The following is an 18,126-nucleotide window of genomic DNA, read 5'->3' on the forward strand; positions in this document are numbered from 1 at the left end:
GTTCGCTGCGCTCGCTCAAAGCGCAAAGGCATAAACGTGTCGCACGCGGATCACGCGGATAAAAAAACGATAACTGCAGTCCACCATTTTGTTTTCTCAGATTAATCCGCCGTTATCCGTCTTTTCCGTTAAATCCGTGTGCGATGCCGTTGATTCAGCAGCCTTTTATTTGGATGATCTGATTCAATCGGGCGCAGCACTGGGTAAAAAGAGCATCGGACAAACGCTTCAACGGATGCGGTGCGCCGCTGCGGCTGCGCCAATCGAAGGATTTCGGCTGGTGACAGAGGACGTAACTGGTTTTACCGGACTTCCTGCCACTTGCAGCACCGACCGCCACTGCAAAAGGGTTGTCCGCGTTATACTCGGCAGTGGTCATAGGAAGGCCTATGACCAAGGAAGTCCGCTCATTGAATGCAGCGGGGGATAGAACCAACAGCGGATGGAGATCTTTCATTTCCGTGCCGGCGTGAGGGCTGCAATTAATCCAGATTACATCCTGCCGTTCGGGGACCCACTGACGCTTCGGGCTGGATTCCGCAGGCCGCTTCACCATTTTTCCGCACCGACAGGCTCAACTGCCATTGCTTCTCCGCCATGCTTGGCAGGATCGAAAAGCGACAGTCGCTGCTCAAGCGTTGGTTCCAGTTCTTCTACAGGAGTGATGACGACGCGCCCATCCTCCACCGCAACCAGAACCTTCTGGTTCAGGTGCAGATGTGCTGCACGCGCCACACGCATCGGCAGGCGCACCCCCAGGTTGTTGCCCCACTGCTTCAAATCGAGAACCGCTTCCGCTTGCCTCATGGCGTTCTCCTCGTTGGATGTTTAAACAACAGTTTAAACACTTGCCTTGCATCAGTCAAGGAAACCGTCGCGCCCGTTCGCTGCGCTCAATCAAATGCGCAAATCGGTCGCACGCGGATTACGTTTCTCTCCCAGGTTAATCCGCCGCTATCCGTCTTTTCCGTTAAATCCGCGTGCGAGGCCGTGATACCGGTCTCCGCCTGCGTCAAAGGAAAAAAGTTGTTGCAGCCGCTGTATATACTATTAGCTTATGCTAACATTCAGCCTGCTACGAATTTCTACCTAAAGGAGGTCACTCGGATGACAACCTTACCCGAACTGCTGGATCTAAACCTAAACGGCTACAGCATCAACGACTTCATCGTTTTTGTAAACATCATTGCCGACAAAACGGCGGCACACCCAGCCCTGAAGGAGTACCCTGAGTACTTCACCAGCCCTGAGAAACTTCGGGAGAAAGCGGCACTACTGGGGCAGCTTCGCGATGCAGCCGCCAACGGCGACCGTGAAAAGAAGGCGGAGAAGGTAGCCGCCTGGGAAGAGACGAAACTTGCCGTAATCATGAACGGCAAGCATATCACCATGCTCTCACTGCATCGCAACGACCCCAGCATCCTGCTCAACACCGGTTTCAACCTCAAGCAAAAGCAAAGCGGCAAGCCCACCTCCGCCTCTTCCACTGATTTGTTGGCCGAGACGCCGGGGCTCGCGTTGAAGTACGTGCAATCGGCTTCGGGACCCTTAGCGGGTGCATTTACTGTCGTGATAACCAGGGCGAAGAACAAGGCGACCACGGAACTGCAGATGTCTGACAACCCTTCCGATGAATCCTCCTGGAAAAGCCAGGGGATCTATGCCAAATCGCGCATAGAGTACAAAGGACAACAATCGGAGAAGCGACTCTACTTCAAGGCCAGGTACCACCAGGAAGGCGGCGTCAGCCCGTGGTCCCAGGCTGTGAACATCCTCGTTCTGTAAAGTTTGACTCTTACAATGAAACGGCAAACGCGGCGACATCCATAGATGCGCCGCGTTTTTCTTTCCCGGCTTTAGCCTTACCCCCTGCCCGCCAGAAATCTGCAATACTTAAATCATCTCTGTCCGGCTTTCCTTAAAATCGAACTGTTTTCCCAAAAACTGTGACGATGTTTTCCACGGCGGGAACAGATTAGAAAATTCCGGTCCAACTTCGCCTCAACAACAAGCATCGACTAGAATGAAAAAGAACCGGATTAGAAAAAGGTCGGCCTTGTATCAAAAAAACGGGACCGGACTTTAAGGGAAAAGAACTAAATTAGAATGAGACAGGGACAGATTAGCTAAAAGTAGTACTGGTTTCGAGAAACCCGGACCTGTTATTTACAAATGGTGCAGGTTTTGCTCCAAGCGATGCAACTTTTTTCTAATCTGGACCAACATTAGAAAGATCCGGCACTACTTATGGAGAAGCTGAGCTCCTTTTGGAAACAAGTGTTGCAGCTTTTTCTGAATCTGGTATCCACTTCCTTCACTGTGAATGATTAGAGGTTTTCTTTGCGTCTTTGCGGATTGGCGTGGGTCAGGTCAGATCAACTACTTTGTTTCTCTCCAGATTAACCTGCGGTTATCCGCGTTATCCGCTAAATCCGTGTGCGATGCCGTTGACTACGCTGTACGATTAGTCACTTGATACGCGCGGCTTGACGCATGACCCTGCGCACCGCAGCTACGGTGTCGGACATGTCCTTTTCCGTCAGCGTGGGATGTACCAGAAACATCAGGCTCGTCTCTCCCAGCGTCTTGGCAACCGGCAGCCGATGCTCCGGGCGCATCCCATCGAAGGCCTTCTCCAGGTATATTTCACTGCAACTGCCACTAAAGCAAGGAATACCCACCGAAACAACTGCATTCATGATGCGGTCCCTGTCCCAGCCGTCCTGCAGTTCTTCCTGCTGTACGAAGACGTAATACTTGTAGTAGGCGTGGCCGATGTGCTCGGGAGGAACGGTGACCCGGAGACCAGGGATGTTCGTGAACCCCTCCGTCAAGATAGCGGCGTTTCGCCGCCTGATGCGGGTCCAATCCGGCAGCTTCACCAACTGTACTCTGCCTATTGCTGATTGCATCTCAGTCAGCCGCCAATTCGTGCCAAAAGATTCATGAAGCCACCGGAACCCAGGGGCATGTTCCCTGTTGTAAACCGCATCGTAGCTCTTGCCATGGTCCTTGAATTCCCAGGCCCTGCGCCAGATCCTTTCGTCGTTGGTGGTAAGCATCCCCCCTTCCCCACCGGTGGTCATGATCTTATCCTGACAAAAAGAGAAGGCCGCCACGTCTCCCAGTGAGCCGACCGGACGCCCCTTGTAGGTGGCGCCGTGGCATTGGGCGCAATCCTCAATGACCTTGAGCCCATGCTCCCGCGCAAGATCCATGATCGCGTCCATGTCGCAGGGCCAACCGGCGAGGTGCACCGCGATGATCGCCTTGGTCCTGGGGGTGATCAGGCCGCGGATTGTTTCCGCAGTGATGTTCTGGGAGAGAGAATCCACATCGGCTATCACAGGAATAGCGCCCCTCATCACGACACAGCTTGCCGAGGCGATAAAGGTTCGGCTAGTGGTTATGACTTGGTCGCCGGGGCCTATGCCAAGGGCATAGAGCGCAAGTTCCAAAGCCACGGTGCCGTTCGCCAGGGCAATGGCATGCCTTGCGCAACAATAGGCAGCGAATTCTTTCTCGAAGAGGCGCCCCTCCGTTCCGGTCCAGTAGTTGACCTTGTTGGATAGAAGCACATCGCGGACAGCATCGACCTCATCAGATGAAAAACTCGGCCAAGGGCCGAAACTCGTTGTGATCATGACTCAACCTATGGACACAATGTCAAATTGTATTTTATCTACCGAATATCGTCTTCCATATGTACTGTAAATCTGCAAAAAAGCTGTATTCTTCTATGTATTTTTTGTTAATCCTAACCTTGTCCGGAAATATTACTGTATTATTATATTGTTCGGGACAAGATTGGGCTGCTAAGATGTCTTCTTCATGACGATACTTCAACGTTGCTGGTCCAGTAATTCCGGGACGAATAGAAAGGATAATCCGATCATCGTTTTCTAGTAAATCTGCGAACCCCGGCACATCCGGTCGAGGCCCGACAAAGCTCATCTGTCCTAAAAAAATGTTTAGCAGTTGCGGCAACTCGTCTATTTTTGATTTTCTGAAAAACCTACCGCAAAAAGTGATCCGTGGATCCTTTGAAGTAGTGACAACAGTGTTTAAGCTTGAGCACGGCTTCATGGTTCTGATTTTTATAACCTTAAAAGTTTTCCCGCACATCCCAACCCTAGGTTGCAAAAAAAAACCGCATGATTTCGTGTCCAAAGAGGCTACAATAAAAGCTAAAAAAATAAGAGGACTCATAAAAAGCAATCCGATTGCTGAAAAAAAGATATCAAAACTGCGTTTAAGTGATTTATCTAAAAGAGTCATTGGTTATGATCCTTAGAATAATGTGCAGCATCCGTCCTCTTAGTAGCTGGACCAGATATGACTTCTACTGTTATCACCGCTTCAGCTTACGAGGCCCTCGTAAACAGACAATGTTTCTTTAACTACTCGTTCAACGGAAAATTGACTTTCAGCGATCGCTCTTCCACGACTACCCATCTGACGCCGTAGGTGAGGATTTTCAATAAGCTTCCTCAAAGCAAGCGATAAGGCGTCCACATTACGCACAGGAACCAATATTCCATTAACGCCATCCTCAACCACGTCTCTACAACCGGGCCAATTTGTAGTCACGATGGGAAGGCCCGAGGCTGCAGCCTCAATCAAGGCCTTCGGGACACCCTCTCCGTAAAAAGAGGGCAAACAAAAAATGCTACATTGTGCGAGTACATCAGGCATATTGTCGCAGTACCCCCACCATTCGACACCTTTTTCTTTTTGCCACTCCAATAACTGTTTCCGCGGAACTGCTTTCGGATTTCCCAAATCAGTATCGCCGACTAGAATAAATTTTGCATTTAAACCCGCTTGCAAAAGCAGATGAGCAGCTTCTACAAATTCTTTTACGCCTTTATCAAACAACATTCGTGAAGCTAAAACTACGGTAGGCATATCTGATGGGATCTGTCTAGGTTGAAATAAATCCATATCAACGCCAGAACCGCGTATTAAAGCCGTATTCTTGAGACCAGCGACATTAACCATCAACTCCATGTCATCATGATTTTGAAAGATAACTTTCATATTTGGGTGTTTGAAACAAACATGAAGAAGAGGCGTCATTATAGTGCGTATGATCTTAGCTTTCAAATCGGTTGATGAAAAAATATAACCCAAACCAGTTACAGCATAAACCATAGAAGGTATTTTGCGAAAAAAAGATGCTATACCACCGTAAACAATCGGCTTTATGGTAATTAGATGTACTATGTCCGGTTTTACATCTTGAAAAAGCTTAACAATACTTAGGAAGGACAAAAATTCCTGTAAAATAAAAACACCTTTTCTATTCAAAAAAAATTTATGAAAACAAAACCCCTCCGACTGAATAAGATCTTGTTTAATATTATCTGGGGCAGCGACATGAACCTCATACCCTGCCTTGCTTGCCCCCTGTGCAATTGGCAACCGATGAGATATAAAAAAACTGGAATCGTTAACAACAAAAAGAATTCTCATGGGCAAGTCCACCTAAGATCATCAAGTTATTCGGAAACAGCTTGCATATAGTTATCTGCTATCTGTTTAATATCAAACTTCCGTGAATGCTCATGTCCCTGGACTCCATAAACATGAAATCTATTGTTTTCGTACATGTCTACAATAGCATTTACAAGTGCAGAAACATCCCCTCCGGGATAAAATACAGCGCCTTGTCCAGAAAAGTGATAAATATCCTCTATTCCTCCTGTCCCTGAAGGCACAACAACAGGTAATCCTGCAGCGGAAGCCTCTAAGCATGAATTGCCAAAAGACTCATACTCCGAAGCAGATACAAAGAGATCATAGTGATGTAAGATTTCTGTAACATTTGATACGTACCCTAGGAAATTGACTTTGTCTTGAATTTGCAAAGTTGCAGCAAGATCGGATAGGTAATCGTGCATTGGACCATTACCAGCTATATCAAGGGTACACATAAAACTTTTGTTTATAGCGGCAATAGCAAATAGAATTTGTTCAAATCTTTTACTAGGAACCAAGCGGCCCGTAGTAATTATTTTCAATGGAAGGCCGACATGAAAATTCTGGCTGTAGACTTTATGTGTGGTGACATTAACAGGATTAGGTATAATGACAATTTTATCGTCGTTGACACCTAAAGCTAGCAATTCCTCCTTCACTACCCTTGAAATGGCTATGATTTTGTCAGCATGGCCATAAGCCCACTTTAGTAATTTTTTAAATAATAACATCTTGAAACCGCTATAAGACTTGCTCAATACACTACGCTCAGAAACAAATACGGCTCGTCCACGTGAAAGAAAATGTGCATCAAGGAAGTTAACGATATTCGCTCGGTGTAAGAAGCTGAGAACAAAATCTGGCTTAGTCTTTTTGATAATACGACTAACAAAGAAAGATTGATATGGGATAGCTAGTAACTTTAACGGTCCTTTTAAAAATCTTGAACCAGTGACACTAACAATCTGCACGTCAGGTGATACTGGAAAAAAAGACTCCTCACTGTCAAGTGAAACTATAGTAATCTTCTGATCACGATGACTGGAAAATTCGTTAGCTAAACTGGCCAATACCCTTTCGGCACCACCACATTCTAGACTGTTAATTATAAGTAAAAAGCTCAAATAAGGCCGCTCCGAGATTACCCACTGACAAAATAACGGGTAACTCAACACTGTAAGTGTGTAGTTTAAATACTATTCTGCGATCGGACCTGATTGTATATTTATTAGGTTACGGACTTTAAAAGTTCCGGAGAACAAACTAAAACGTCTACGTTTTTCCTCCCTAGAGAATTTAAATATTTATGATCTACAGGAGTTCCATCTATTTTGTAAATTGATAGACCAAAGCCATTTACAATGTTGTTGATTTCATTGTATGTCTGCTTGTTCAACTCACACACTATAATAGGCTTGGAGGCCAAAAGCTTAGAGGCCCCTTTAAAAACAGGCACTTCAAAACCTTCCACATCTATCTTCAATAGTACAGGACGCGCATCAGTAGGATCATATGCTTTCAAGAAGAGATCATCAACAGGAAGGGTATCGACAGTGACTTGACTCTTATTGGTGCTGTTGATTGTAGAAACATAAGATACTCCACTCGAATTTTCATTGACATTCAGTAAAATTTCACCATGGCAATCGCCGCAGGCGGCAGAGACAACTTGTACTTTTGACAAAGAATTAATGTACACTGACTTTCGAATTAGACGAACAAGTTGAGGGTTCGGTTCTACAGCTATAACCGACATTTCAGGATGTCGGCGGCCAATCACCACAGTGAAGTAACCATAGTTAGATCCTACATCAATGAAGCATTGAGCGCTGTCAGACAAAGCGACTAAACGGTCAGCAACTGCGTCATTTTTTCTCCCCTCGAACAACAGCGAGGCGGAGGCCTGGTCATTAAGCTTTACGAATATCTTACTATTATCATATAGTTCCGATATTACGACTTTTTTTTCAACAAAAACTACCTTAAACAAAAACCTATTGATGTAATTGCGTAGAATAGTCAGGGGACTTTTTCCTAGAATCCGAACATTTCCCATATACATTAAAGACATGTCTATAGGCTTGTATACTCTATAAAGAAATGGCAATTTTTCAGCTACCAACATATCATACCCTCCCTCTGATGCTAAAATTGTTTGAACGCTTGCCGCGCACGAAAAATATGGATAAGCAATAAGACATAAAAATGGGACACAAAATATTTTTAAATAAGGGTGAAAGTATGGTCGAAAAATCGCCCCTAATTGCATAAATACAAATAGGTATCGACATCACATATATAACCATGCCAGCAAAAGATCTACATTTACCCCTATATAACAAGACAATGAGCATAGCCAGAAGAAAGGACCACAAAATCGCTCCGACTGCGCCTGCATTGATATACCCCTCAGCTAGGACCGAGAATCCATAACCTCGACCGGCAGCAACTATCTCAGGGAAATAGGTTTGGTTATACCAGCCTGTAGGGTTTTTGAAGTTAGCGATAAAACTCGGCACTAGCGATCGCATTAGATCGTCTATCAGTGTTCCTCCATATCGCAAATGCCAACTTTTTTGGCTATCGATAATGTAGGAGAGATTAAAACCAGCGGATCTAAACTCGCCATCGGCCAAGGCTACCAAATAATTTGCATTGGAAAAATTGATACTATCTTTATAAAAAACATTTTTCATTGCTCCAAGTATGGGTATGGCAATCATACTTGCTGTTGCAATAGCAACTAGCATGAAACGTGATATTGGCCGATAGTAGTCAACAATTAACATTGTAACAAGTAAAAAAGTAAAAAATACATCTCGCTCACCAAGATTCAGTGCTGTGAACAGCGATAACAATCCGGCACTAATCATGAGTGTATTAATTTTGTGCTTATTAGATAGCTTATACCCCAGGAGCAGTGTATAGAACACAAGCATCCAATTCATGAAGGAGTAGACACCTTTCATGTTAGTTTCAGAGGAGTCTGTCTTGGACACGAGCCCCATATCGTAAAAACTGTAATTCAAATAAACAACGAATAAAAAAAATGCCACGTAAAGAAGATTATATACACGGCATAGAGCATCGTCCTGTATTTTATGCCTTACGTACTCGCGCGGGCAGAACAGTATAAAAATCAAAGAATTCAAAAATATGGAGTACCAAGTTATTTCTACAACGATTTTATAATTTAAAAAATCCTTTACGCCAAAATACTGCAACAATAAAATACTGAAATGGTACAGATAAAAAAATGGAAGAAACCAAGTTACTGGGTGCATGATGTCCAGCTTTACAATGCAAATGCATACTATTATGTAAAGCAACGGGGCCAACAGTAAAACAACCGTATCTTGAAATAACATCATTATCGCACTAACGATAACGCCAAGTGCAACTACAAAAGCTAGGACTGTGTTATCATTCATGTATATCAAGCTCTTTCATCTTACAAAAAACCCATTCCCACATTTTTATCTGCTCATTATCTAAAGTATGTGCTTTGGCATATTTATAACAAGCAGAAACCATATTGCTGTAACAACTCGCATTGCTTTCAACACTCATTATTGATGCAGCGATTGAGTGGGCATCAGAATCACACAGCAGGCCGTTATTATCGTTCAGAATAAAATCGTTACTGCCAACCCCCCTAATAGCTACCGGTATAACGCCATGAGCCATCGCTTCGGGCAAAACTTTAGAGGTACCCTCGCTTTTGGATAGAAGCAATAAGTATTTGGCAGATAGAAGTTCTATTCTGAGCTTAGCACGGTCCCTTTCATATGAAGAAAAATCAACGTACTCGCGGACGCCTAGTTTTGCAGAAAGTTCCACTAGTCCCTTTTTTTCAGGACCGTTACCGTAGATCTTTAATCTAAACGGTATATGGCACAGATCGTTTATGTGCTTTAGAACGTGAATGGCCAGGTCTACTCTTTTTAGTTTTTCCAAACGCCCTAAGTATATAAGCGTGTTGTTTCTGGCAGCAGTAGGAACATGAACTTCATCGTGCGTAGTAGAATAGTAAGGATAACAATCAGCCAATCCACTATATTTATTTTTTAGCACATGTCCAGTTACTACAGTGATGCACTGCTTGATAATCGGCTCTAGAGTACGCTCAAGCCTGTTACCGAGCCATGATGAGAAAGGAAACTTATAATTGGCTGCAAAACTAGATGACCATTCTCCAGCTACGTAGCACATCAGCGGGATCTTTAAATTTTTAACTACATGATAACAATATAAGGTAAAAATGCTTGGCACTCTCAGTTCGATCAAATCTGGAGAGAATTCATGAATGATGTGCAGAAGATTTTCTTTGACTTCGCTACTATGTAATAGTTTTGAACGGCCTATAATACTCTTATTGTAACCAGCGGTGCTACAATAGGATAATTTCTTTGAATCATCTAGTTCTAAAATTTTTTCTTGACCGGGCCCAAAATAGACAAGGCTATCAAAAAATTCAGTATATTTAAGCATTCGAGCATCGAAAGATCCATTTCTGCTATTACATGATCTATTGTCAACTACAGAAACTTCTCCGATGACAAGCAACTTCATATTAAAATCTTCCTCTTGAGAATTCAAAAATATTATATATCTAAAGTACGTTAAGGTGACGTATAAAGTGCAGACAGCACTGATCAAAATGGCATAGACAATAATTTAGCACCTAATGTCTTCTTTCTGCTTAATCTATCTGGAACCTGTTCTAGAGTGGTGATCTGTCCCTGTAAGGTGATTAAGAAGGCTAAGTAGACGTGAACGGCGGGCCAGGGAACACCTTGATCAATTAAAAGATTGCCGTTGAATTGATCTCACTCTATAAGCTGATTACTTTACGGTAGATTTTGAGCATCAGAGTCATTTTTGTGACAATGGTGAACCGTTTAAAAATATGCCTATGCCTTAAACAACCATATTTTTAAGTTTGTCATAAATTAGCCCCCCAGCATTACCCGAGAAAACAGAAGCGTTTAATTTCATCATCATAGAACAATTAACCAAGCACAAGCCAAAACACAGAAACAATATTATAAAACTGTTACTATCAAAACTCCTAAGTAGAGAAGATAAAGGGATAGTGGTGATAATAACGATGAGTGAGTTCATAACACCTGGTGTCAATTCGCGCCAATAAACGAGTTGCGAGTACTTGGTGTACTTCCAGCAAAGGTACTGCAAAACAGAAAAATGAACAGCAACAGCAATACTCACTGTAAGAGCAATTGCATTGAGTCCGTATCTCCATGAAAAAAGACAACCAAAAACGACGATTACCGCATAAAAAACCTGTGCCATGGCGAGACTTGTCACCTTGCCAAGGGATTTCAAGACTGGCTCACTTATTTTGTAAGCAGTGCGAAAAAATAATGCCAGCACTAAGATTTTAAACGGCTGAATTACCGAGTGCCATTTAGGACCTAACAGAAAATTAACGACTTCTGGTGCTAAACACCAAAAAAAGACCTGCACAGGCAGCACGGCAAGCGCAACAACACCAACGATTCTTGAATAAATGGAGCCTACTCGTGATGGATTGTTTTGAATGCTCGACAGCAACGGAAACAATACTTTACTTACAACTTGTCCGAACAAAGCGGCTGGCATTACAAGTAGTTGATATGCCCTGCTGTAAATACCGAGGCAACTGGCGCCAAGCCACCTTGATACAACAAAGTTATCTCCATTGAGAGCCATATGGCTCGCTAGTTGCCCAAACGAAATACTATTACCAAATAAAAACAGAGCACGGACATCACCCCAATTAGGTGTGATAGAAATGGGAGGTTTAGCTAAAACCATAAAACATACCGCTTGAATGATGTTTTGCGACAAATGCGAGTATACTAATGACCAGTACCCGAATCCTGACACTGCGGTTACCGTCCCTACAACGCCGTAACCTACAAGGTAACTGATAAATTCGATTATAGAAAGCGCTTTGAATCTCATGTTCCTGGTAAGAATTCCTTCCGCAGTCTGAGAAAGACCACGTATCAAAAAAGCAATACCAAGAATAGGTAAGACGTCACTAAGAGCCGGAATGCGCATCAAATCGGCAAAAGTACTTGAAAAATTAGCCACGACCAAATAGAGGGCACCAGACAGCAAAAGTCCGACAAATTGAGCTGTTGCCAAAAAATCGGTGTCTAGGCTTTGGCGCTGCACGACAGCCGCACTTACTCCAAGCTCTGAAAAAATCAAAGAGAGATTTGCAATGACCATAGCTGCTGATGCAACACCAAAATCCGTTGGAGTCAACAACCGGCTTAAAATGCTAAGTACAAGAAGTTGGGCACCTCCTCTTCCAACAGCTGAGAATGAAGTCCAAACAATTCCTTTAGCCCCTTGAGCTGTAATAGATGACATATGTTCGGTAGCCTTAAATCCTAAAACAATCGTTCACTACTTAAGGACGACTATTAGGCTTAAATGCGTTTATCAGCTCACATTTCAAAGTGTAGTCAAGCCTTTGCCATGAATTAATCAACATGACCATAAAAATACTTGTAAAAAAGGCTATTAAACTTGAAACAAGGACTATTTTTGCTCTTTCTGGGCTACTTTTGATTTCTGGAACACTAGCCCTTTGTATAACTTGAAAAGAAGATACATCTTTTGCTTCACTAAGTTTCGCCATTTCATATTGCTTGGTTATTAGTTCAACTAGTGTCTCTTGAATTTTCAAATCACGAAACAACCTAGCATACTCTTCACCCAATAAGGGGACAGACCCTACAGAAGGCAGTGCACTTGTACCACCTTTGCCTTCAAGCATTGCAATTTGAGCTTTGATATTCGATATTGAAGCTTTCGCCCCCTTCACCTCTTGACTACTATCAGTAAACTGACGTTGTAATGCTCCCAATTGAATTTCTTGGGATGCTAATTGGGCCCTGAGAATTGCAATGCCTTCTATCGAGGCCTTCGCTTGATCGGGTACTGAAAAAGTTTTGTTTTTAGCCTGGAAGTTTTTCATCAATTCTTCTGCCTTTGCAAGCTTAACTTTCGCCAAGGCTAATTGCCCCTCCAGGAAAAAACGAGTTTTTGCAGCACTGCTCATACCAAGACCAGCAGTAATTTTGTCAAGTTCTTCAACATAAGAGTTTGTAACGCTTGAAGCACGTTTAGGATCTTCATCATCGAAGGCGATCGTTATTATGCCATCTTTTTTACCAACAAAAATTGAGGTGTTTTTATCCAATAGCTTGTAAGCATCTGTTTTTAACTTGACACCATAGACCTGCTTCAATTTATACTTTTCAACTATGTTGTCTTTTACAGTCTCACTACTGAGCATAGTTATATACTGGTCGGCCTTACTCGGGCCATTCACGCCAGCTACCCCAGCAAACCCGCCCAATTGTGCAAGCATCGACCCCATCATGCCCTTATCGTCATCTGCGGGCAAAATAAGAGCTTTAGCCGTGTAAACATCAGGCATTATAAGAGTGGCGATTATTGCGAGAAATGCGACAAAAAAAGAAAAAAGGAATATAAACCTTTTAAACTTAAGAATTATAAAAATAAACTGAACTAGGTCATGTAAAGAATATGATCCGGGTTGATTGCCGTTGTAATTTTCTATTTTTTCATTTGACAGTTCCATTGCCACTCCACATTGAGAATGCCCCGCTGTTCTCAACAATGCTCATTTCTTCACGTCGATCCTGGTTACAGGATTACTCAGTTAAATGCTTCAAAGTCTCCATAACCTAATACCAGATTGTTCGAAAGATTGACGGTTAAATACTCCTTTCACATCTATCACTACAGGATTTCCAGTTGATAGGTCACGTATTTCGGGAATAGTAAGGACACGATATTGTTCGTGAGCCACTGCTACAATTATCGCCTCGGCTTTTTTGAGCTCATTAAACGGTATAAGTTCGATTCCGTACTCTTCATAAGCTGCTATCGGATCTGCAAGTGTGTCATGTACTTGGACATTTATGTCGTAATCTTTAAGTTCTCTTATGATATCGACTACTTTTGAATTTCTGAGATCTGGGCACTCTTCCTTGAAGGTTAATCCTAGAATAGTGATTGTTGAATCCTGGACACAATGGCCTTCAAGAATCATTTCCTTTATCGTTTTCTGAGCTATGAATCTTCCCATGCCGTCGTTGATGCGGCGCCCCGCCAGGATCACCTGCGGAATGTAGCCTATCTTCTCCGCCTTGTGCGTCAGGTAATAGGGGTCGACCCCTATGCAGTGCCCGCCGACCAAACCAGGGCTGAACTTAAGGAAGTTCCACTTCGAACCGGCAGCGGCTAGAACCTCATTGGTGTCGATCCCCATCCGGTCAAAGATGAGCGCCAATTCGTTCATGAGCGCTATGTTCAGGTCGCGCTGGGTATTCTCGATAACCTTGGCGGCCTCGGCCACCTTGATGCTTGACGCCCTGTGCACGCCGGCAGTTACCACCGACTCGTACACCGATGCCACGATCTCCAGGGTCTCGGCGTCCTGCCCTGAGACGACCTTCTTGATCTTGGTAAAGGTATGCTCCTTGTCCCCTGGGTTAATTCGCTCAGGGCTATAGCCGACGGTAAAATCGCTACCGCAGGACAGACCAGAGACGCGCTCTAGGATGGGGACGCACTCTTCCTCGGTGACGCCGGGATAGACGGTCGATTCGTAGACCACGACATCACCTTTTTTCAAGGCCTTGCCGACGGTTTCAGAGGCTTTGAGCATGGGGGTCAGGTCGGGCTGGTTGGCGGAATCGACGGGAGTAGGAACGGCTACGATGTGAAAGTCTGCCTTGGCTAGTTCAGAGGTCTGGTCCGTGAAGAGGATGTCGGCGGATACAAGGTCCGCCGACTCTACTTCCCCTGTGCGGTCGAAACCGGACTTCAATTCGGCTATGCGCGTAGCGTTTATGTCGAAGCCGATGGTGGTTCTTATCTTGCCGAATGCTACAGCTACCGGAAGGCCCACATAACCTAAGCCAACGACTGATACGATACGATCTTTCTTCATGCCGCTCCTTAAAAACTGCAGTTCAAAGTTCAAAGTTCTGAGTTCAACAAAAAAAGCAGTTCTAAGTTCTAAGTTCTAAGTTCAACAAACTAAAAGGCAAGGTTCGAGGTTCTGAACTCTGAACATTGAACTGACTCCAACTCTGAACTGTGTCTTAGCATTTTCTCTCTGAATTCTTCAGGTACCGGATAAATCCATTGAGTATGTTGCTGACATTGGTACAACTTTCTTTGATCTCCTCAAAGTCGGTTGAGGTAAAATGTCCTACATCATGCCCAGCATAGGCCAAACTTTTAACTTCGGATGCGGATCCCCTGGCAATTACCAGAAACTGTATAAATTCCTTGTTGGTGCCGCGGTCGAACCCCTCCGCAATGTTGGACATAACTGAAATAGATGCCCGCTGAATCTGGTCCCTGAACCCGAAGTCACGGCACCCAGAACACTTGGTATAAACCTCACGAACGAGTTTCCGTGCCTCTTTCCAGCCTTCAATCTGTTCAAAGGAGTCTATCTTCATAATCCCTTCGGTAGAGGCTTGAGTTCAGCGTTCAAGGTTCTAAGTTCAAGATCGGGAGTTCAAGGTTCGGAGTTCTAGGTTCTGGACCCTGTCTTCAACTCTGGATTTCAAACCTTGAACCGCAGTTGTTTAAACTCTGAACTCTGAACCTTGAACTTTGTTAGATTATTTCCCTGCAGCGATCACGACGCCTGCAGTCATGGCAACGTTGCCCAAGATCTGGGTTATATCCTTGATGGTCCTAAGCCACGCGGTCTTCTCGTACTGGCGCGGCACGATGATGGTGTCGCCGGAGTCGAGCTCCTTGCCCCAGAATGAGTTGTAGAACAGGAAGTTGGTCGAATTGGCCTGGCTGATTACTGAGCCGTTCACCTTGACCACGTAGATCTCGCTGGTATCGGCTTCGCCCGTCGGTCCGCCCACCTGCTGCAGGTACCAGTCGACATCGCGCCCCTGCTGACTGACCACGGAGCTCTGGTTGTAGACGTTGCCGATCACGTTGACGCCACCGGGGTCGCTGGGAACGGTCAGTTGATCCCCCCCCTGCAGTTCGAGGTCGTAGGGACTTCCCTTCAGTTCATCAAAAGACGCTATTTCCATCAGCATGCGCCCCTCGGCTTTCTTGGCCTTCAGGATCTCCACGCTGCGCGACAGCCCGTCCAGGGTTGTTTTGGCTGCGGCGACCTCCTCGGCGGAGGCTGCTGTCTGAGCCATGTTGGTCTGCAGGTTGATGATCTCCTCCTGCGCCTTTTGGAGCGCCTCGTCCATGCGCTGCTGCTGCAGCTTGCGCACGTTCTCCCTGGTGAACCTGGCCCCTTTGAGGTAGGCGAGGTTGGAGAAACCGCCGGCCCTGGCGATCAAGGAGGAGAGCCGCTCCCCCTTATGGATGGGATAGACTCCGGGGAACACGAACTCGCCGCTGAGAGTTACGTAACGGTCGGTGGCCTCGGCCCAGTTGGGTATGCGCCGGACCGTTAGCTCGTCGAACGGCTGCAGCTTGAGGTTCTCTTCGCCTCCCATAAGTGCCGCTTCCAAATCGACGGGAATTACATAGGAAACGACGCGCGAATCGGCACGCTTAAGCCTTACGATCTCGGCATTTTTCAAATAGGCGCTGAGCTTGACGTTGCCCGCCTGCATGAGCAGATCGCGCACGGTCATGTTCTCGAGGTAACGGAACTGCCCAGGCCTAAGCACCTCGCCGCTCACCTGGACAACGGGAACCTCCTCCATCTCCGCACGGGAGAAGATCTTCACCCGGTCAAACTCCTTGAGCTCCACATCGGCGTCGGGGTCCCCCTTCAGCGCACCATTGACGTTGAAGTAGACGATCTCCGGGTGCAGGTCGGGCGCGAACAGCCTGGTGATCTGCCCCGCTGTCCCGTGGTATTCCGGCAGCAGGTTGTCCCCCTGCAACAGGGCGCTCACCCGCATCCCGGGCTTCAGCGCATAGTCGCCAGGGCGCAGCACGTGCCCTTCCAGGCGCACGTACCCGCGCAGCACGGTGTCGATGGAAAGCACCTTGACCAGGTCGAGGTCCTGAAGATTAATGCCGGCGGTCGCTTCCTCTACACTCTTGCCGGGCTCCAGAGCTATCTCGGTCACCATCTTCTTGTCGTGCGCCTGCACGCGGTACATCTGGACCCTCTGCAGATAGGCAGTCGAGTTGATCCCTCCGCAAAGGGCAAGAAGATCCTTCAGGGTGCTCTCCCCCTTGAGCTCGTAAATACCGGGGCGGCGGACGTTCCCCGCTATCCCGGCCACCTGCCCGATGACCGGAACCAGCACGGTGTCGCCCGGCTGCAGGCGGACGTCTTTCCCCTTGTCGCCTTTGAGGAAGAAGTCGTAGAGGTCGACCGTCTCGATGACCTTGCCGTTTCTGTTTATCTTGATATTTCTCAGGCTGCCACTTTTGGTGGGACCTCCGGCTGCTGCCAAGGCGTTAACCAGGGTGGAAAGGGAGCTTATGTTGTAATCGCCCGGGGAGGTCACCTCCCCCACCACGTACACCTTGATCACCCTGAGCCTGCCCATATTGACGTTGAGCTGGAAATCCTTGAATATGCGCGCCAGCGTACTCTTGAGCAGCGAAGGGACTTGGCCGAAGCTTTGCCCGGCGACCTTGACCGCCCCGACCTTGGGAAGGATGATTTCGCCGCTGCGGCTGACTTCCAGCTCCCAGGTCCCCTCGATGCTGCCCCAAAGGGTCACCAGCAGACGGTCTCCGGGGCCTAGGACGTAATCGGGCCCAACCGGGATGTCCATTTGCGCGGACAAGGGGTCGGACACTTCCGGACGGAAGAAGCTGTAACCAAACTGGGTGAGCGGACCCACGCCGTAGGCTTGAGAGAGGGAGCTTTCTGCGGTCACAGGATCGGCGCCCATGGCCTTTTCCAGTGCCGAAGGTTCTGCCGGAGGGACCCACTGCTGCCCCGTTGGTGACAACGGCTGTTTACCCCACTCCTGGCCGGTTTGAGGTACTTGAGAGGACTGCTGGTAGGGAGTTAACGGCGCTTGAATGGCGTTTTGCCCCTGGAGACGTTGCGTCACAGGCTGCCCCTGCTGCTGCATCTGTCCCTGCTGCTGCACCTGTCCCTGCTGCTGCATCTGCCCCTGCTGCGGCACCTGGCCCTGCAACGGCATCTGGCCCTGCAACGGCATCTGCCCCTGCAACGGCACCTGTCCCTGCATCGGCACTTGCCCCTGCTGCGGCATCTGCCCGGGAACAACGGCCTGATACTGCCCCTGGGGCTGGGTCTGTCCGGCCGTCTGGGGCTGATTGGGATATTGGACTGCTGCAGGAATGGTGAAGTAACTGGAGGTGGGCTGAGCTGTCACCGGCGCGGCGGCGTTGGTACCGCCATATGGGGTCGATGTCGAGGAGGAGGCTTCATAGAGAGTTGCGGAAAATGAGGTGGCAACAGTCAACAAGGAAAACGCAACAGCCAACAGCAATTTTTTCTTCATGCCTTGGAGAACCTCGTGATTCGTGACGTGACGCTGAACGTGCAAAACTCTGCAAATACCAGGGGCGACGGCGACGGTTCAGACGCCGGCTCTCCCGGGGGCGTAATCTGGATGTTTAGAAAGAGCGAACCGAGTCAAACCAGGTACTGCATGCAAA

15 protein-coding genes are annotated in these 18,126 nt (G+C 46.6%); 1 reads left to right on the forward strand and 14 read right to left on the reverse strand.

The genetic code is table 11. The features are described 5' to 3' along the window. Positions 1–154 precede the first annotated feature (154 nt). Positions 155–556, reverse strand: coding sequence for a type II toxin-antitoxin system PemK/MazF family toxin (locus GEOBRER4_RS12750; RefSeq protein ID WP_185242617.1), 402 nt, complete (start codon positions 554–556; stop codon positions 155–157). After that, the gene (locus tag GEOBRER4_RS12755; protein ID WP_085812255.1) at positions 550–807 is read right to left on the reverse strand and encodes an AbrB/MazE/SpoVT family DNA-binding domain-containing protein; all 258 of its coding nucleotides are present in this window, start codon (positions 805–807) and stop codon (positions 550–552) included. Before GEOBRER4_RS12755 ends, GEOBRER4_RS12750 begins: the two co-directional genes overlap by 7 nt. A gap of 300 nt (positions 808–1,107) precedes the next feature. On the opposite strand from GEOBRER4_RS12755, the gene GEOBRER4_RS12760 reads away from it, so the two are divergent. Beyond that, on the forward strand, positions 1,108–1,785 hold the full coding sequence (locus GEOBRER4_RS12760) for a hypothetical protein (RefSeq protein WP_185242618.1): 678 nt from the start codon (positions 1,108–1,110) through the stop codon (positions 1,783–1,785). Between the two features lie 683 nt (positions 1,786–2,468). On the opposite strand, the gene GEOBRER4_RS12765 is transcribed toward GEOBRER4_RS12760, so the two are convergent. The 12 genes from GEOBRER4_RS12765 to GEOBRER4_RS12820 form a co-directional block, all read right to left on the reverse strand. Continuing rightward, positions 2,469–3,644, reverse strand: coding sequence for a DegT/DnrJ/EryC1/StrS family aminotransferase (locus tag GEOBRER4_RS12765; RefSeq protein ID WP_185242619.1), 1,176 nt, complete (start codon positions 3,642–3,644; stop codon positions 2,469–2,471). A gap of 34 nt (positions 3,645–3,678) precedes the next feature. Next, the gene (locus GEOBRER4_RS12770; protein WP_185242620.1) at positions 3,679–4,278 is read right to left on the reverse strand and encodes a sugar transferase; all 600 of its coding nucleotides are present in this window, start codon (positions 4,276–4,278) and stop codon (positions 3,679–3,681) included. 81 nt (positions 4,279–4,359) lie between these two features. Further along, a complete protein-coding gene (locus GEOBRER4_RS12775) occupies positions 4,360–5,475 on the reverse strand; it encodes a glycosyltransferase family 4 protein (protein ID WP_185242621.1) in 1,116 nt (371 codons plus the stop codon). Positions 5,476–5,501: 26 nt separating this feature from the next. Continuing rightward, positions 5,502–6,605: a glycosyltransferase gene (locus tag GEOBRER4_RS12780; RefSeq protein WP_185242622.1), complete on the reverse strand. Its 1,104-nt coding sequence runs from the start codon at positions 6,603–6,605 to the stop codon at positions 5,502–5,504. Positions 6,606–6,709: 104 nt separating this feature from the next. Continuing rightward, entirely contained in the window at positions 6,710–7,606 is an 897-nt protein-coding gene (locus GEOBRER4_RS12785) for an FkbM family methyltransferase (RefSeq protein ID WP_185242623.1), read from the reverse strand. A gap of 1 nt (position 7,607) precedes the next feature. Beyond that, positions 7,608–8,912: an oligosaccharide repeat unit polymerase gene (locus GEOBRER4_RS12790; RefSeq protein ID WP_185242624.1), complete on the reverse strand. Its 1,305-nt coding sequence runs from the start codon at positions 8,910–8,912 to the stop codon at positions 7,608–7,610. Then, the gene (locus GEOBRER4_RS12795; protein ID WP_185242625.1) at positions 8,905–10,053 is read right to left on the reverse strand and encodes a glycosyltransferase; all 1,149 of its coding nucleotides are present in this window, start codon (positions 10,051–10,053) and stop codon (positions 8,905–8,907) included. Before GEOBRER4_RS12795 ends, GEOBRER4_RS12790 begins: the two co-directional genes overlap by 8 nt. A gap of 348 nt (positions 10,054–10,401) precedes the next feature. Then, positions 10,402–11,865, reverse strand: coding sequence for a lipopolysaccharide biosynthesis protein (locus tag GEOBRER4_RS12800; protein WP_185242626.1), 1,464 nt, complete (start codon positions 11,863–11,865; stop codon positions 10,402–10,404). A 40-nt stretch (positions 11,866–11,905) separates the two neighbouring features. After that, positions 11,906–13,105, reverse strand: coding sequence for a GumC family protein (locus GEOBRER4_RS12805; RefSeq protein ID WP_185242627.1), 1,200 nt, complete (start codon positions 13,103–13,105; stop codon positions 11,906–11,908). 90 nt (positions 13,106–13,195) lie between these two features. Then, positions 13,196–14,482: a nucleotide sugar dehydrogenase gene (locus tag GEOBRER4_RS12810; protein WP_185242628.1), complete on the reverse strand. Its 1,287-nt coding sequence runs from the start codon at positions 14,480–14,482 to the stop codon at positions 13,196–13,198. Positions 14,483–14,636: 154 nt separating this feature from the next. Then, positions 14,637–15,002: a four helix bundle protein gene (locus GEOBRER4_RS12815; protein ID WP_085812240.1), complete on the reverse strand. Its 366-nt coding sequence runs from the start codon at positions 15,000–15,002 to the stop codon at positions 14,637–14,639. Positions 15,003–15,167: 165 nt separating this feature from the next. Then, positions 15,168–17,969, reverse strand: coding sequence for an SLBB domain-containing protein (locus tag GEOBRER4_RS12820; protein ID WP_185242629.1), 2,802 nt, complete (start codon positions 17,967–17,969; stop codon positions 15,168–15,170). Between the last annotated feature and the right edge of the window lie 157 nt (positions 17,970–18,126).

Origin of the sequence: Citrifermentans bremense (genome assembly GCF_014218275.1) — a bacterium.
GTDB classification, from domain to species: domain Bacteria; phylum Desulfobacterota; class Desulfuromonadia; order Geobacterales; family Geobacteraceae; genus Geomonas; species Geomonas pelophila.

Bases quoted from the DNA above. Each gene is read 5' to 3' on its own strand.
- GEOBRER4_RS12760 (WP_185242618.1), top strand. From the start codon at position 1,108: ATGACAACCTTACCCGAACTGCTGGATCTAAACCTAAACGGCTACAGC.
- GEOBRER4_RS12790 (WP_185242624.1), bottom strand. From the start codon at position 8,912: ATGAATGATAACACAGTCCTAGCTTTTGTAGTTGCACTTGGCGTTATC.
- GEOBRER4_RS12820 (WP_185242629.1), bottom strand. From the start codon at position 17,969: ATGAAGAAAAAATTGCTGTTGGCTGTTGCGTTTTCCTTGTTGACTGTT.
- GEOBRER4_RS12795 (WP_185242625.1), bottom strand. From the start codon at position 10,053: ATGAAGTTGCTTGTCATCGGAGAAGTTTCTGTAGTTGACAATAGATCA.
- GEOBRER4_RS12775 (WP_185242621.1), bottom strand. From the start codon at position 5,475: ATGAGAATTCTTTTTGTTGTTAACGATTCCAGTTTTTTTATATCTCAT.
- GEOBRER4_RS12755 (WP_085812255.1), bottom strand. From the start codon at position 807: ATGAGGCAAGCGGAAGCGGTTCTCGATTTGAAGCAGTGGGGCAACAAC.
- GEOBRER4_RS12810 (WP_185242628.1), bottom strand. From the start codon at position 14,482: ATGAAGAAAGATCGTATCGTATCAGTCGTTGGCTTAGGTTATGTGGGC.
- GEOBRER4_RS12750 (WP_185242617.1), bottom strand. From the start codon at position 556: ATGGTGAAGCGGCCTGCGGAATCCAGCCCGAAGCGTCAGTGGGTCCCC.
- GEOBRER4_RS12785 (WP_185242623.1), bottom strand. From the start codon at position 7,606: ATGTTGGTAGCTGAAAAATTGCCATTTCTTTATAGAGTATACAAGCCT.
- GEOBRER4_RS12770 (WP_185242620.1), bottom strand. From the start codon at position 4,278: ATGACTCTTTTAGATAAATCACTTAAACGCAGTTTTGATATCTTTTTT.
- GEOBRER4_RS12805 (WP_185242627.1), bottom strand. From the start codon at position 13,105: ATGGAACTGTCAAATGAAAAAATAGAAAATTACAACGGCAATCAACCC.
- GEOBRER4_RS12800 (WP_185242626.1), bottom strand. From the start codon at position 11,865: ATGTCATCTATTACAGCTCAAGGGGCTAAAGGAATTGTTTGGACTTCA.
- GEOBRER4_RS12765 (WP_185242619.1), bottom strand. From the start codon at position 3,644: ATGATCACAACGAGTTTCGGCCCTTGGCCGAGTTTTTCATCTGATGAG.
- GEOBRER4_RS12815 (WP_085812240.1), bottom strand. From the start codon at position 15,002: ATGAAGATAGACTCCTTTGAACAGATTGAAGGCTGGAAAGAGGCACGG.